The 15,998-nt window shown below is 40.4% G+C and carries 18 protein-coding genes; 16 read left to right on the forward strand and 2 right to left on the reverse strand.

The features are described from left to right. Nucleotides 1–80: 80 nt before the first annotated feature. From FW757_RS12965 to FW757_RS13005, 9 genes are all read left to right on the forward strand, one after another. Nucleotides 81–455 carry a SirB2 family protein gene (locus tag FW757_RS12965; RefSeq protein WP_182740343.1) on the forward strand — a complete coding sequence of 125 codons (375 nt, stop codon included), beginning with the start codon at nt 81–83 and terminating at the stop codon, nt 453–455. A gap of 124 nt (nt 456–579) precedes the next feature. Beyond that, nucleotides 580–1,407, forward strand: a complete 828-nt coding sequence (locus FW757_RS12970) for a tetratricopeptide repeat protein (protein WP_145240647.1) — start codon at nt 580–582, stop codon at nt 1,405–1,407. Between the two features lie 16 nt (nt 1,408–1,423). Then, nucleotides 1,424–2,677, forward strand: a complete 1,254-nt coding sequence (locus tag FW757_RS12975) for a DUF819 family protein (protein ID WP_182794762.1) — start codon at nt 1,424–1,426, stop codon at nt 2,675–2,677. Nucleotides 2,678–2,686: 9 nt separating this feature from the next. Next, nucleotides 2,687–3,541 carry a 3-deoxy-8-phosphooctulonate synthase gene (gene kdsA, locus FW757_RS12980; protein ID WP_145240651.1) on the forward strand — a complete coding sequence of 285 codons (855 nt, stop codon included), beginning with the start codon at nt 2,687–2,689 and terminating at the stop codon, nt 3,539–3,541. A 119-nt stretch (nt 3,542–3,660) separates the two neighbouring features. Next, nucleotides 3,661–4,557, forward strand: coding sequence for a transcriptional regulator GcvA (locus FW757_RS12985; protein ID WP_145240653.1), 897 nt, complete (start codon nt 3,661–3,663; stop codon nt 4,555–4,557). Between the two features lies 1 nt (nt 4,558). Continuing rightward, nucleotides 4,559–5,197, forward strand: a complete 639-nt coding sequence (locus FW757_RS12990) for an alpha/beta family hydrolase (RefSeq protein WP_182784626.1) — start codon at nt 4,559–4,561, stop codon at nt 5,195–5,197. 25 nt (nt 5,198–5,222) lie between these two features. After that, a complete protein-coding gene (locus tag FW757_RS12995) occupies nt 5,223–5,591 on the forward strand; it encodes a DUF423 domain-containing protein (RefSeq protein ID WP_182768075.1) in 369 nt (122 codons plus the stop codon). A gap of 38 nt (nt 5,592–5,629) precedes the next feature. Further along, a complete protein-coding gene (gene rlmM, locus FW757_RS13000) occupies nt 5,630–6,715 on the forward strand; it encodes a 23S rRNA (cytidine(2498)-2'-O)-methyltransferase RlmM (RefSeq protein WP_182740340.1) in 1,086 nt (361 codons plus the stop codon). 47 nt (nt 6,716–6,762) lie between these two features. After that, entirely contained in the window at nt 6,763–7,116 is a 354-nt protein-coding gene (locus tag FW757_RS13005) for a YkgJ family cysteine cluster protein (protein WP_145240659.1), read from the forward strand. Nucleotides 7,117–7,174: 58 nt separating this feature from the next. Here FW757_RS13005 and cysZ read toward each other — a convergent pair whose 3' ends face one another. After that, nucleotides 7,175–7,885, reverse strand: coding sequence for a sulfate transporter CysZ (gene cysZ, locus FW757_RS13010; RefSeq protein WP_220493291.1), 711 nt, complete (start codon nt 7,883–7,885; stop codon nt 7,175–7,177). Between the two features lie 275 nt (nt 7,886–8,160). Between cysZ and FW757_RS13015 the strand changes: the two genes are divergently transcribed. Next, on the forward strand, nt 8,161–8,634 hold the full coding sequence (locus FW757_RS13015) for a nuclear transport factor 2 family protein (RefSeq protein WP_259398179.1): 474 nt from the start codon (nt 8,161–8,163) through the stop codon (nt 8,632–8,634). Between the two features lie 102 nt (nt 8,635–8,736). After that, nucleotides 8,737–9,357, forward strand: coding sequence for a sulfotransferase (locus tag FW757_RS13020; protein ID WP_182761978.1), 621 nt, complete (start codon nt 8,737–8,739; stop codon nt 9,355–9,357). Here the strand turns inward: FW757_RS13020 and FW757_RS13025 are convergent. Next, nucleotides 9,348–10,739 (reverse strand): hypothetical protein, encoded by a 1,392-nt coding sequence (locus FW757_RS13025; RefSeq protein WP_446441285.1) that lies wholly within the window; start codon nt 10,737–10,739, stop codon nt 9,348–9,350. The two genes, FW757_RS13020 and FW757_RS13025, sit on opposite strands and share 10 nt — an antisense overlap. A gap of 252 nt (nt 10,740–10,991) precedes the next feature. Here FW757_RS13025 and FW757_RS13030 point away from each other — a divergent pair, with 252 nt between their 5' ends. The 5 genes from FW757_RS13030 to FW757_RS13050 all read left to right on the forward strand — a co-directional run bounded on the left by FW757_RS13030 (nt 10,992) and on the right by FW757_RS13050 (nt 15,996). After that, nucleotides 10,992–11,453: a GNAT family N-acetyltransferase gene (locus FW757_RS13030; protein WP_182719186.1), complete on the forward strand. Its 462-nt coding sequence runs from the start codon at nt 10,992–10,994 to the stop codon at nt 11,451–11,453. A 357-nt stretch (nt 11,454–11,810) separates the two neighbouring features. Further along, on the forward strand, nt 11,811–13,724 hold the full coding sequence (gene speA / locus FW757_RS13035) for a biosynthetic arginine decarboxylase (RefSeq protein WP_145240667.1): 1,914 nt from the start codon (nt 11,811–11,813) through the stop codon (nt 13,722–13,724). A 1-nt stretch (nt 13,725) separates the two neighbouring features. After that, the gene (speB, locus tag FW757_RS13040; RefSeq protein ID WP_182740335.1) at nt 13,726–14,649 is read left to right on the forward strand and encodes an agmatinase; all 924 of its coding nucleotides are present in this window, start codon (nt 13,726–13,728) and stop codon (nt 14,647–14,649) included. Nucleotides 14,650–14,926: 277 nt separating this feature from the next. Beyond that, entirely contained in the window at nt 14,927–15,130 is a 204-nt protein-coding gene (locus tag FW757_RS13045) for a DUF1656 domain-containing protein (RefSeq protein WP_149980705.1), read from the forward strand. A 5-nt stretch (nt 15,131–15,135) separates the two neighbouring features. Continuing rightward, entirely contained in the window at nt 15,136–15,996 is an 861-nt protein-coding gene (locus FW757_RS13050) for an efflux RND transporter periplasmic adaptor subunit (RefSeq protein WP_182798019.1), read from the forward strand. Nucleotides 15,997–15,998: the final 2 nt, after the last annotated feature.

Consider the following 15,998-nt stretch of genomic DNA (forward strand, 5'->3'; position numbering starts at 1 on the left):
TTATTTAACGCATTAGAATAGGCATGTTTAACAACATTGGTACAATTTCTTTTTTAACATTAATGAGTAGTTAGGGGCATATGGATTATTTAGCAGTCAAACACACACACATGGCAATTGCAGTTTTAAGCATTGTTCTATTTTATCTACGTTCATTTTCTCGCCTCGGCAGTGGTGCAATCGCTAAAAATAAATTGGTATTTATTGGTAGTCACGCAACCGATACGTTTTTACTTATTTCAGCCTTCGCGCTGATGGCTATTGCAAAAATTAATCCACTAGAACAAACCTGGCTGCTTGAAAAGATTATTCTTGTAGTGGCGTATATTGCACTGGGTATTATTGCCAGTAAACAGCAAAAAACCAGTATAAAAATTGTGTTTTTAGTTGTTACGACTGTGGTCATTGCCTTCATTGGTAAGCTAGCGGTTGCCAAAACAGCGTTTATTTTGTAACTAAAGGTGTTCAAAGGCTGCACTAAACAGTCTTTGAACGTTAATCTAACGTGCTACGTTGGTATCTGTGTAAAAAAATAGGTAAACTAGTCATTCATTTTCTATTAAAGATGTTGCCGTATTAATGACCACCCCTTGGTTTGAAGATCAAAATGAATCCTATCAAGATGAGGCTTTTGACACATTCGTTCCCCAAGCGTTGTATCGTTGTATAAGCGCTGAAGCGAAGTGGGATCCTCAAGCTGATTTAAGTGATAGCTTTGCCACACTGAGCGACTTTGAAAATCAAGTCACCGAACTATGCCAACAATACCCTGATATTCACGAACGGTTTGATGCGCTAGTTGATATGTTTTTTACTCAGTGGTTATTTAGCGTATCCAGTTTAAAAGTCCCAGAATACACCTTAAATAGCTTTAGCTATATGCTGAGTATGCGCAGTGGTTCTGAAACAACACTGGGTATTTTATTATGCCATTTGCTGAACCATGCAGGTTTTGATGCAAATGTAACGATTAATAATAGTGAAATAAATGTCCATGTTGCTATTAGCGATGAGGAAGGTTATTTACTTGAGCCGAGTTCAGGTCAACAAAGTTGGTATATTATTCCTGAAAACGCCAGTGAAGAAAATGGTGATGAGCAAGAGCCGCTTGAGCTCATTTTTGACGAAGAAGTGTATAAGCTTTATCTAGCACAACAAAAGTGGGCCTTTATTAGCAGTAATAAATTTGGTCATGCTTTGAGCTGTGTTGAGATGCTGATGGAGCTAATAGGCGATGACCCGTACGAAAGACGCGACAGAGGCTATTTACTTAACCAGCTTGATTGTCCGAAAATGGCACGTGACGACTTACAATTTTTTATCGATGAGTGTCCAGATGATCCTGCAATTGATATTATTCAGCATCAACTTGAAGAACTTGAAGATAATCACAAAACTCACCATTAACTTTTAAGGAATTTACATGGCTGACGCCCATACTGCCCTGATCACCAATGACGCGGTTGTCTTTGGTTTATTAGCAGTAATATTAGGCTTTATTTTTAAAACATCGAACAGTCAAAATAGCGCACTGAAAAAGTTTTACAAATATGTCCCAGCATTATTACTGTGCTATTTTTTACCTTCACTATTGAATACTTTTGGCATTGTTGATGGTCATTCATCTAATGTGTACTTTGTAGCATCACGTTACTTGCTTCCGGCGTGCTTAATTTTACTGACCATTAGTATTGATTTACGTGCCATTATTAATCTTGGTCCGAAAGCATTAATTATGTTTTTAACCGGTACTGCGGGTATTGTGATCGGCGGCCCGTTGGCCATTTTGATCATGAGCGCAGTGTATCCAGAAGCAGTCGGTGGTCATGGCCCTGATGCAGTATGGCGTGGCATGACCACGATTGCTGGAAGCTGGATTGGTGGTGGTGCAAACCAAGCATCGATGAAAGAAATGTTTGAAGTTGGCGGAGATATATTCTCAGCAATGGTTACGGTAGATGTGATTGTCGCTAATTTATGGATGGCAGTATTACTGTTAATGGCTGCCAACCATAAAGCCATTGATGCGAAAACAGGCGCGGATACTAGCGCGATTGAAGAGTTAAAAAATCGCGTTGAAAAATACCAAGCCGAGCACGCACGTCTGCCAACACTCAATGATTATATGCTGATCATTGCAATTGCATTTGGTATTACCGGTCTGGCGCATTTTTGTGCAGACTTTTTAGGACCTTACTTTGACGCTAACTTTCCATGGGCACAAGAATATAGCTTAAACAGTAAGTTCTTTTGGTTAATTGTTATTTCGACGACCATAGGTATTGCATTGTCGTTTACTAAAGTACGTCATATTGAAGCCTTTGGCGCATCTAAAGTAGCCTCCAGCTTTTTATATATTTTAGTGGCATCAATTGGCCTTCATATGAATATTACGGCTATATTTGAATCACCTATGTATTTCGTTATTGGCTTAATTTGGATGCTTACCCATGCCAGTTTAATGTTAATTGTGGCAAAAATAATTAAAGCGCCGCTATTTTATATGGCCGTTGGCTCGCAAGCGAATGTGGGCGGTGCGGCATCGGCACCAGTGGTTGCTTCGGCATTTCACCCATCGCTTGCGCCAGTTGGGGTATTATTAGCCGTTCTGGGCTATGGCGTAGGCACGTATATGGCATATATTTGTGGTTTAATGATGCAAGCAGTTGCACCTTAAGGAATAAAAATGAACAACCATTTAATTAAAATTAATGATATTGAACTGGCAAACGAAAAACCGTTTGTATTGTTCGGTGGCATGAATGTACTTGAGTCTCGTGATTTAGCAATGCGTATCGCTGAGCATTATGTAGAAGTGACCACTAAGCTTAATATTCCTTATGTGTTTAAAGCGTCATTCGATAAAGCAAACCGTTCATCAATTAATTCATACCGTGGTCCAGGCATGGAAGAAGGCTTAAGGATTTTTGAAGAAATCAAAAAAACGTTTAATGTTCCTTTGATCACTGACGTCCATGAGCCGCATCAAGCAGCGCCTGTGGCAGAAGTGGTTGATGTTATCCAATTACCAGCATTTTTGGCGCGCCAAACAGATTTAGTGGTCGCAATGGCGAAAACGGGCGCAATTATTAATGTTAAAAAGCCACAATTTTTAGCCCCGCACGAAATGCGCCACATCATTACTAAATTTAATGAAGCGGGTAATAACAATGTTGTATTGTGCGAGCGTGGCTCAAGCTTTGGTTATAACAACTTAGTCGTTGATATGCTGGGTATGGATGACATGAAACCAATGGCTCCGGTTATTTTTGATGCCACTCATGCTTTACAACGTCCAGGTGGGCGCAGTGATTCTGCCGATGGTCGTCGTGCACAAGCGGCAGAACTTGCTCGCAGCGGCATGGCATTAGGGTTAGCGGGTTTATTTATTGAAGCGCATCCTAATCCTAATGAAGCTAAATGTGATGGCCCATGTGCACTTGCATTAAGTAAGTTGGAAGGCTATTTAAGTCAAATGAAAGCCGTGGATGATTTAGTTAAAAGCTTTGGCCCATTGGATACCAGCGCCAGCGACTTGTAATCGCAAAGCGTGATAAGAAAAGCGACGAAAGTCGCTTTTTTTATGTCTTGAATATACACTTCCTTGGCATGTGTATATAATCTTATCCATAAGAAAAACTAATTCTAAGTTTGATCACTATGTCTCGACGTGTTCCGCCACTAAACGCATTAAAAGCATTTGAAGCTGCTGCTCGCCATTTGAGTTTTACTAAAGCGGCTGAAGAGTTATACGTCACACAGGCGGCGGTAAGTCATCAAATAAAAACTTTAGAAGAGCATCTTGGCTTAAAACTATTTTTGCGAAAAAACCGTTCTTTATTACTCACCGAAGAAGGCCAAGGTTACTTTTTAGATATTAAAGAAATATTTACTCAGCTAATTGATGCTACCGAAAAGCTATTAGCCCGTGGTGCAAAAGGCTCATTAACCGTGAGTTTAACGCCCAGCTTTGCTATTCAATGGTTAGTGCCACGCTTGAGCTTATTTAACGAACTGCACCCTGAGATAGATGTACGAATAAAAGCCCAAGATCAAGACGAAAACTCACTCACCGATGATGTTGATGTGGCTATTTATTATGGCCGTGGTCATTGGAGTGGCGTGCAAACGCATAAACTGCATACAGAATACCTAGTGCCTTTGTGTAGCCCTATGCTATTAACAGGGCCAAAGCCGCTGGATCAGCCAAGTGATTTGGCAAACCATACTTTATTACATGATACCACCCGTAAGAACTGGAAAACGTGGATGAAAACCGCCGGTGTACGTAATGTGCAAGTAAACCAAGGACCAATATTCAGTCACTCATCAATGGTGCTGCAAGCAGCTGTGCATGGTCAAGGCGTTGCTATTGGTAACAGTGTGCTTGCTAAACCTGATATTGATGCAGGACGTTTAGTTATTCCGTTTAACCACAGTTTAGAAAGTAAAAATGCGTACTATTTAGTAAGTCGTGAAACGCAATCTGAATTAGGCAAAATAGTATCGTTTAAGCAGTGGATGCTGAGTTTAGTTGAACAAGAGCAAGAGTATTAATATGACTATCGAGTGGATTAAAAGTGACCAACAACCCGCTTTGGCACAATTTATTTTTGCCCATGGTGCTGGAGCCGCTAGTGATTCAGAATTTATGCAGAAAATGGCAAGCTTGCTGGCAGAAAAAGGTATTGATGTAGGCTTATTTGACTTTGAATATATGCAAATAGCCAAGCAAAACAATAAGCGTCGCCCGCCAGATCGTGCGCCTAAATTACTGCAATACTTTGCACATATATTAACCTTTGTACAGCCAAGCTTACCGTTATTTATTGGTGGCAAGTCAATGGGCGGGCGGATGGCATCAATGCTTGTCAGTGAAGAGCGAGTAACAATGCCACCAATTTCAGGCGTATTGGCATTTGGCTATCCATTTCATCCACCAGGCAAGCCTGATAAATTACGCATTGATCATTTTGGTAAAATACCATGCCCGTTTATGGTGCTCCAAGGCGAGCGCGATACATTTGGTACCCGTGACGAATTAACACAGCTACAACTGGATAAACGCCCAGAGTTTGTGTGGCTAGCTGATGGCGATCATTCCTTAAAACCACGCAAACGCAGTGGCTTTACAGAGTTAGGTAATGTGCAAACTGCCGCTGAGCACGCTGCTAGTTTTATCAAACAGCATATTTAAAGGCATCTTTAGCAGGAAAAAAATCATGATTAAACTATTTTTAATGACTGGCAGTTTATTTTGCATGCTATCAGTGGTGTTGGGCGCCTTTGCGGCTCATGGTTTAAAAAGCCGTGTTTCTGAATATGCTATTGGCATATTTAAAACTGCGGCAGAGTATCAGATGGTGCATGGCCTTGCGTTAATTGCGATTGCCATTTTAATAAAATGGGGAATTAACCTCACATCGGCTGGTTGGTTTATTATTGCTGGTATTTTGTTGTTTAGTGGCAGTTTATATTTATTAGCAATCACCGGTTATAAGTGGCTTGGCCCCATCACACCCGTTGGTGGTTTATGTTTTATTATTGGTTGGACTATTTTATTAGTGCAAGTAGCACGGTTTAAATTTTAATAGAGAATATCGCTCAAAAGAGCAATTAAAGGGTTTTTATGTCAAGTGTAGTGATTTACTGCCGTAGTGGTTTTGAAAATGATGCCGCTGCAGAAATAACATTTCATGCCGCAGAGCAAGGTTTTGCTGGGTATGTAAAAGCAAAGCCAAATACCGGCTATGTTATTTACGAATGTTTTGAAGCGCAGCATAGTGATGAAATCATCAAAAAGGTTGATTTCAAAAATATGGTATTTGCCCGTCAGTGGTTTGCCGGCACTTTACTTGAAAACATGCCCGTCGAAGACCGTGTTGGCGAAATAGTAAAAGCAGCGGTCGATTTTCCACTTTGCTCAGAGCTACGGGTAGAAACCCCCGATACCAATGAAGGCAAAGAGTTGTTAACTTTCTGCAAAAAAATCTCTACCCCACTTAAAAAGGCTTTAGAGAAACAAAACACCGTGTTACGCGAACCTAAAGCCAATCGCCCCGTAATGCACATCATGTTTTTAACTAATAACACCGCGTTTGTCGGTCATTCATATAGTTATAATAATTCCCCATTTTTTATGGGAATATTACGACTAAGAATGCCAAGTGATGCACCGAGTCGCTCGACCTTAAAACTGGATGAAGCGTTTAATGTGTTTATTGCGGAAAAAGATCGTGAAGCGCGGGTTCAAGCCGGTATGCGCAGTGTTGACTTAGGTGCCTGCCCAGGTGGTTGGACGTATCAACTAGTGCGTCGCGGTATGTTTGTTAGCGCCATTGATAACGGCCCAATGAATGATGATTTAATGCAAACAGGTCAAGTTAAGCACTTCCGTGTTGATGGTTTTAAATACCGCCCTGAGAAAAGAAATATTACTTGGTTAGTATGCGATATGGTAGAAAAACCAACCAAAGTAACCAGTCTTATGATTGATTGGGCGGTCAACGCATACGCGAAAGAACTTATCTTTAACTTAAAGCTGCCAATGAAAAAGCGCTTTGACAGTGTGTATGAGTGCTTAACGATGATCAAAGAAGAGCTTAATAAATACGGTATAAGCTATGAATTACAAGCTAAGCATTTATATCATGACAGAGAAGAGATCACAGTACATCTGAACGTGACAAAAGTGCCGCAAAGCCTATATAGCTAATTAATTTTAGTGCGGCATGAATACTGGCTAAATAAAGGTAAAAATTGATGTATAAAAACCAAAAAGTAATCTTGCGATTACGCGCTAACATTCCATCGTTTGAATGTGTTGAAGGTTGTCATGATTGTTGCGGTCCAGTGACAACATCATCTGAAGAAATGTCTCGATTACCGGTAAAAAGCGATGCAGAGCACGAAGCGGCATTAAATGAATTTAATTGTGTACACTTAGGTCCAAAGGGATGCACTGTATATGATGAACGGCCATTAATTTGTCGTTTGTTTGGCACAACTCCAAGGATGCCATGCCCAAATGATCGCGCTCCAGAGCAGCCAGTTGATCCTAAAATTGAGCGCGAAGTGCATCATTTCATCGCTAATACACGGCAAGTTTTAGTGTAAATAGTGCTGCAAATAGGGGACTTAATAATGGCTTATATTGTCGTCCCCTCTGAGCGTTTTATTCGCGATACTTAGGGCGGTATTGATCAACCCACAAGCGAGTTGCGCCGCACACAGCGACTGGCATAACAATTAAATTCACGATAGGAATGGCTGTAAGCAACAATACGGCTAAGCCGAATCCATACGAGAGAGTTTGTTTTTGTTTTAAGTCTTCTTTCATTTCTTTAAAGCAAATTTTGTGATTATCAAACGGATAATCTTTGTATTGCACGGCATACATCCAACAGGTAAACATCACCCATAACACTTGGCCGATAACAGGTAATATCCACAGTAAGATAAAAAAGCCAATGGCACGTGGTAGGTAATAGCACAACTTAGTCCACTCACGGCCAAGCATTCGTGGCACATCTTTCACTATCTCCGCTAAGCCATCATCATTAATTTTTTGACCTGTTAAATACAGCTCTACTTTTTCACTGAGTAAGCCGTTAAAGGGCGCGGCGATGAAATTAGTGATCACCGAAAACAGCATACTGTAGCTAAATAAAATCACTAATACTGCAATAGGCCACATCAGCCACTCCAGCCAACTTAACCACGTTGGTAATAGATCATTTAAATAAGCAAACCCATCGGTAAGCCAGCCATATAAAAAGAATAATGAGCTACCAAAAAGCACGATATTGATTAATAAAGGAATAAATACAAATCGCTTCAAGCCTTTTTGGGTAATTAATTTGAAGCCCGAAAAAAAATATTCCATACCTTGTGTAAACTGCACGCTAAAACCTCTGATCATATCGACATTGCCCTCAGTATAAATTGCTCAGATATTTTGAACAGTATTTTTGCGTAACAAAGTGTTTAATATCTAATGAGCAATAGAGTGTATGGTCTAAAAAGCATTATCTTTATATTGATAGAAAAATCGGAGTTACTGATTGAATCGCAACAAACACTGGGATATGGTTTATATATCAACAATAATAAATTAAACGAGAGATGTTATCGGCTCGTTTATTACGCAGGAAGCTTTAAATGACTATGAAAAAGTTATATCTGTTTGCATTGTTACTAATGCCGCTGGTAAGTCAGGCTGATGTTACTGATTTGCAAAGTAAAATGATGCGTTTAGATACAGCACTTTTTGATTCTTTTAATCATTGTAATAACCCAGTACAACTTGCTAAGCACGCGAGCTACTTCGCGGAAGGTGTTGAGTTTTATCATGATAACGGTGGAGTTACCTGGGATCGCAATTCCATGATAGCTAATACTAAACAATATGCATGTGGCAAGTATACGCGGGAGTTGGTCAGCGGCACGTTTGAAGTGTTTACCATTAAAGATTTTGGTGTGATGACCAAAGGAACTCACATATTTTGTCAAAATGGCGGCAATAAATGTGACGGTAAAGCTGATTTTGTGATGCTTTGGCATGACTTAGGCGACAAATTAGAAATTACTCGAGTATTGAGTTATGGGCACCGTAGTAATATGGATAATAAATAAGGGAGCTTGCGGTTAAACTACCGCTTAACTATGTTGTTGCTCTGTGGGTGATGCTGTCATTTAGGTATATACTAGCAGCCTTTTAAAAATGAGTGACGTTAGATGTCTAAGATATTTATTATCGGTCTGCCTCGAACCGGCACCACGAGCATCAGTGTTGCGTTGTTAGAAATGGGCTTGTTGGTTGCGCATACCGCGTTTACTAAAAAAGCGTTTGAAATAGCTGATGCTATATCTGACGCACCGTGTTTTAGTGACTATATGCATTTAGACGGGTTATTTCCTGGTGCTAAGTTTATTTATTTAAACCGAGACCTAAAAGCATGGTTGCCATCCATCACGATGCTGCTTGAAAAAATGGCGCCACATCTTGATCTTAAAACAGGGCACTTTAGCCCGGTTCTAAAGCGCAGCTTTCATCAAACGTTTCCCTCTATTTACCCGTTGAGTGAGCGCGATTTGGCTGCTTGTTATACTAAACATCAGCAGGCGGTATTTAAGTATTTTAAAGATCGTGATGATTTTTTATCGCTTGATGTGAGCGAACCTGGCGGCCTGTTGAAGCTAAAACAGTTTTTGGGAATGTCGCCAGATGGCGATACTGACTTTGCGAAATTAAATGTTGGCCGTAATGTGGCAAACTGGCGTGAGTATAAACACCCTAATAAGGTGAATGCCAACTTAGCCGGAGCAGAGCACCGTAAGTTCTTTAATTACGGTTGATTTTCAGCTGATTGTGGCTCTTCACTATCTACTGAACTACGAATGTTGCCACTGCTGTAAAAGGTAAGATCACCGATTAATTCAGGAACTAGTCGCTCGCTATTATAATCATAAATTTTATTCATTTGTGTTACGTGGAATGCGCCTTCTATCCGAGCAATATTATTTATTGCCCATGCCTCAACTGAATCTGAGCGAGTAAACTGCTCGGGCATTTTTTCTTTATCATCAAGTAGTGTTTGCCATAATTCGTTTTGGATCTGTGCGGGACTCCCTGTGAATTGCTCTAGCGCATCGTTTATCCAGCCCATGCCAATGTCGTTATAGGCGTTTAGGATATTGTTATAAAGCTCACGTCTATTAGAGTCAGAGCTAATATTATCTTGCTGTGCAACAAACTTACCATTATCCATTTGGTAATACTGCTTATTGGCTTGATAATTAGTTTGCTGTGCAAGGTAACTAAATAAGTTAGGTTCTTGGTCTTTATCAACTTCATTGAGCATTGCCAATACATCATCCGTTTGGTGGTTTTTAACTAAGCTCATCATGTCGATGATACCACTGCTTTGTGTAAGCGTACTGTCAGATAAGTGGTCATTTAACTGCATAAGTTGATCTTCGCTGAGGTTTTTTTCTATTAATAAATTGGTGTAATCATTTGCCAATTCATATTTTGCACTGTTAGCCTTAAAGTTTGATTTAAACCAGTTTATGGCTTCAGGCATACTGATCATTTCGACTCTTTCATTACCATGCTCATTTTCACCTAATGGTGACATCGGCTTCTTATAATCATTCCCTTGTTGTAATAATTTATCCATTGTTGCAAGAGTACTGCTCAAGGCATCATCTGACAGTTTGCTTAAAGATGAAATTAACTGTGCACTGCTGTTGTTGTTTTCTGTGCCAAAGTGATAACTAGATGTTGTAACAACAAATTGACTAAATACAGCAAGCTCTTCATCACTCATTTTTTGCACCAAATCAAGTAGTTCTTGTGTTGGTTTTAGGTGTTGGAACATAAATTTATGTTCGCCTTCAAGCCGGTCTACTTGATCTAAAAAAGCATTTATATCATCGGGATCTGTAAAGTCACCATAGCGATAGGTCGGCTCTTTAATCGGTTCACCTATGTTAATGGTGGTGCTGGAGGTGACTCTATAACGGTTCATACCAATGTAAGAAGAGGGGGTGTAATCTTGATTAAGTTGGCGGCCTTTAAATGGATTATCAAGGGGTGTACTTGCTGCGTCTTCGAGTGTTGAAAGGTGATCGTGTGGTTCGACAAGAGATGCGGCGGCTTTAAACTCCGTGGCGCGATTAGCCGACACCGTTTGCAAAGCTATTTGCTGCGCTTGACCAAGATTGGGGAGTTTCATTGTTATTCCTTTAACGTTAACTTAGTTATTTATCGACGCAGGGCGTTAAAACTTTAGTCGTTAATCTATTTTTTAACCCGTACTTTATAAAAGGCGCTAACGTTTAACACCACAGCAAACTATTATTTTGACATACGACAAAGTTGTGACTAATAAGATAGCAAATAAATGAAAAATCCAAAGTTCTGGGTTGTTCATTTGCAACAATTCGGTATAGTTTGTTATCAAACAATAAATATAATTAGAGCTTTTATGCAGTTAGTCGACTTAACCCCTGATGATCCGGATGTGATTAATGTTTTTTCTGATATCGATAGGCTTATAAATTCTCTGTACCCAGTAGCCACGGCACAATCGCTGTCGGTGAGTGAGCTTGGTCAAGCTAATGTTTACGCCATTGGCTTAAAAAGCGAGGAGGGTATTGTTGCATGTGGTGCGATTGTCAGACAGTTTGACACAGTACCTTATGGTGAAATTCGCCGTCTGTATGTCAAACCAAGTCATCGTGGTAAAGGCTTGTCTCGGCGTATAATGCAAATTTTATTGCATCATGCTGGCGAAGAAGAGATCCCTTTGATCCGGTTAGAAACAGGCCCGAAACAGGCTGAATCGATTAGTCTGTATGAAAATTTAGGTTTTCAACGCTGTGCAAGTTTTGGTAATTATACCGATAATCCACATAGCTTGTTTATGGAGTTAGGGCTCAGTCAATAAGGCTAATTAGTGACTAGAAACTGCCTACGCTTTGTGTTTTAGTTTTTGAGTACTTCATCGATTTTATCTCCTACACAACTACGGCTTATACACGGATATAAGTCGTAAATGGACTTGGTCAGCGCCACTTTTATCATTGAGAGTCACGTTTTCGGCTAACTTTTTTATATATATTCCCTTTTAAGCCTTCTATTTTTTATACTAAATACGCCAGTGCCCAACAACTAAAAGGGCCGTTGTTATCGACACTAAAACTCACTCGTTACGAGCAAAAATACTTGTTGGACTTGATAAGCTATTTTTCCTTTAATGCGCGCAACAGCCGCAAGGCATTCATCAAATAAAAGAGAAAGATAAATGAAAGAGACAACATCACTAGAACAAGCTCGCACGAGTTACAATGTTCGTCATTGGAGCCAAGGTTTTTTTGGTATTAATGATCAAGGTGATGTGTATGTTGCGCCCAAGGCTGATGCCCCAGAGCAAACCATCGCACTTATTGATATTGCAAAACAACTTGAAGATAAAGGCTTGAGTTTACCTGCGTTGGTTCGTTTTCCACAAATTTTGCATCATCGCGTGCACAGCTTATGTGCTGCATTTAATACTGCGATTGAAAGCTATGGTTATCCAAAAGATTACTTGCTTGTTTATCCAATTAAAGTAAACCAACAGCGCGAAGTGGTCGAAGAAATTGTGGCAAGCCAAGCGAACGTAGAAAAGAAACAACTTGGTTTAGAGGCGGGCAGCAAGCCTGAGCTATTAACAGTATTGGCATTAGCTGAAAAAACCAGTGCAGTGATTGTCTGTAATGGCTACAAAGACAAAGAATATGTTCGCTTAGCATTAATTGGCGAAAAGTTAGGCCATAAAGTGTACATCGTACTTGAGAAACTCTCTGAGCTGGACATGGTACTTAGCCAAGCTAAAGAGCTGAACGTAAAACCGCGTATTGGTATTCGCGTGCGCTTAGCGTCGCAGGGTAAAGGAAAATGGCAAGCTAGCGGTGGTGAAAAATCAAAATTTGGTTTATCCGCTTCACAAGTATTACATGTTGTTAATCGTTTAAAAGAGACTGATCAACTTGATTTAGTTCAGTTGGTGCATTTTCACTTAGGCTCGCAAATGGCGAACATTCGCGATGTGCGTTTAGGTGTTAGCGAAGCGGCGCGTTTTTATTGTGAACTACGCAAACTCGGTGCACAAATTGAATGTTTAGATGTCGGTGGTGGTTTAGCGGTTGATTACGACGGCACTCGGAGCCAGTCTCACAACTCGATGAACTATAGCTTAGCTGAGTATGCAAATAATATTGTCTACACCATTGGTGATATTTGTAAGCAGTACGAGCAACCATTCCCGACTATTATTTCTGAGTCTGGACGTGCATTAACAGCGCATCATGCTGTGCTTATCTCTAATGTAATTGGCACTGAAAGCTATGAGCCGGAAGAAATTCAAGCGCCAGCAGATGACGCGCCATTATTGCTTAATAACATGTGGCTGTCGTGGCAGCAACTTCATGTGCTGACAGACGACCGTGCATTAATTGAGATATATCATGATAGCCAAGGTGATTTAGCTGAAGCACATAACCAGTTTGCGATGGGATTATTAGATTTAACTCAACGCGCCTGGGCTGAGCAAATAAATTTACGTGTGTGTTATGAGCTTAATAAACACATGGATAACAAAAACCGTTTTCATCGCCCGATAATAGATGAACTTAATGCCCGTTTGGCGGATAAGTTTTTTGTTAATTTCTCATTGTTTCAGTCATTGCCTGATGCGTGGGGGATCGACCAAGTGTTTCCTGTATTGCCATTAAGTGGCTTAACTGAGGCACCACAAAGACGCGCAGTATTGTTAGATATTACCTGTGACTCTGACGGTGCACTAGATCACTATGTAGATGGGCAAGGCATTGAGAGCACCTTACCAGTGCCGGCATTTAGTGCTGAAAAACCCTATTTAATGGGCTTTTTCCTAGTGGGTGCATACCAAGAAATTTTAGGTGACATGCATAACCTATTTGGCGACACCCACAGTGCAATGGTACACATGGATGAGCAAGGCGATGCAAGTATTGTAGAAATAAACCAAGGTGACACTGTAGCTGACATGATGCGCTATGTTCACCTTGATGTAGAAGGTTTTCAATCATCGTACGCACAGCTGGTGGCTGCAAAATTACCAGCAGACGAGCAGCAAAGTGTACTTGATGAATTGCAAGCAGGTTTAGACGGTTATACTTATTTAGAAGAGCTTTAATATGACCACTTTGTTTGATCATCCAGATCACTCATTGTATTCCAATGGCATGACGTTCTTACGTCAGCCAATGGTACAAAATATTACTGACATCAATGCTGATGTTGTGGTGTTAGGTTTGCCATTTGATATGGCAACCTCAGGACGTCCAGGTGCTCGTTTAGGCCCTGATGCGATTCGTCGTGCATCAGTGCATTTAGCATGGGAAGAAACAAAATACCCATGGACGTTCAAATTGTTCGAACGCCTAAAACTGGCTGATGCTGGAGACTTTACTTACCCTGTCGGTGACGCTGAATACTTTACCGCTAAGCTTGAACAAGCTGCTGCGGGTATTTTAAGCCAAGGTAAAGCAATTTTAGGTTTAGGGGGCGATCACTTTGTAACTTTACCGTTGTTACGTGCGCACGCTAAGCGCTTTGGTAAAATGGCGTTGGTGCATTTTGATGCCCATACTGATACTTATAGCAATGGCTCACGCTACGACCACGGCACCATGTTTTACCATGCGCCGATGGAAGGGCTGATTGATGTTGATCATAGTATCCAAATTGGTATTCGTACTGATTTTGATCAAAGCAAACACGAGTTTGCAGTGATTGATGCGATGGCGGCCAATGATTTATCGGCGCAAACGATTGCTGAGCAGATTAAAGCGAGAGTAGGTGATTTACCTGTGTATATCACTTTTGACATTGATTGCTTAGATCCGGCGTTTGCCCCAGGTACTGGAACACCGGTATGTGGTGGATTAACATCAGATAAAGTACTTAAGATATTACGTGCCCTTAAAGGCATTAATATGATTGGTATGGATGTTGTTGAAGTATCACCTTCGTACGACCAAAGTGAACTTACTGCGATTGCCGCAGCCACCATTGCCAGTGAGCTACTGCATTTGTGGACCTATAAAAATAAATACTGAGCAATAGCTCCAGTAGTAATCCCTCAAAACGTGCTCTAGGCACGTTTTTTATTTACCAGATCCTTATTATCCTCAATATTTTGCTTAAAGCTTAATTTATAATATAACGCGACTGATTAATTTGCTGAGTATGGTGTAACGATTACCGCTATTAACAGCATGTTAAGTAAGATAATGTGATAATTAGCTGCTACTATATTGATAGACACTGTCGCAAAAATTTTACTTGTGATGCTTTTTAGTTTGTTGTCAAAGTACATATAACAGGGGATTGATTATGCACCACGCTGTAGTTATTGGCGGCTTAGAATTTAGCCCGTTAGTGATTTATTTCCCAATGGCATTTATTTTAACCGCTTTGACTCGCTTTATTTTACATCGTTTGGATTGGCATGATCGCATCTGGAAAGTGGCCTGGTTTGAAGTGTCTTTATTTATGTGTTTTCTCGCCTTGAGTGTCTTTTTATTAAGTGGAAGATAAATAGAATGGTTAGATATTTACGTATTATGCTTACTATCGTCGTTATTATCGCGGCTATTTTTGCAGGCCGTTGGGTATGGACTGATTATATGCACACACCTTGGACACGCGATGGTCGCATTCGAGCTGATATTGTTACTATTGTGCCAGATGTATCAGGCTGGGTAACAAAATTAAATGTCAAAGATGGGCAGCAAGTTGCAAAAGGTGAACTGCTTTTTAGTGTTGACCAACAACGTTATCAGGCGGCTTATGATAAAAGTAAAGCAAATACTAACAATAGTTTATATAGCTGGGAACTGGCTAAACATAAGTATGAACGACGTAAAGCATTAAATACTCAACAAGCTATCAGTGAGGAAAGCTTAGAAGCGACCCGCATTAGTACTGAAATTGCCAAAGCAAATTACGACTTAGCGAAAGCGGATCAAACGGTGGCGCAATTAAATTTATCTCGCACGCAAGTTACGGCTCCAGTTGCCGGGCAAATTATTAATTTAAATCTACGCCAAGGCAATTATGTTGCACAGGGCATGCCTGTGTTCGCTATTGTTCAATCAGATTCATTTTATGTAACAGGCTATTTTGAGGAAACCAAAATCCCACTGATCCACACCAATCAAAAAGCGACAATAGAATTACTGAGCGATACAAAGCCATTAACCGGTCAGGTAGTGAGTATTGGTAAAGCAATCGCGAATATCAATACGCAAAGTAATAACCAACTTTTACCTCAAGTGCAGCAGACATTTAATTGGGTACGTTTATCGCAGCGTATTCCGGTTGATATTAAGCTAGATGCTTTGCCAGAAGGGATCCAGCTAAGCGCAGGTATGACAGCGACTATTCACCTTGCTACGGAATAGGT

It is taken from the genome of Pseudoalteromonas sp. 1181_04, from assembly GCF_052850545.1.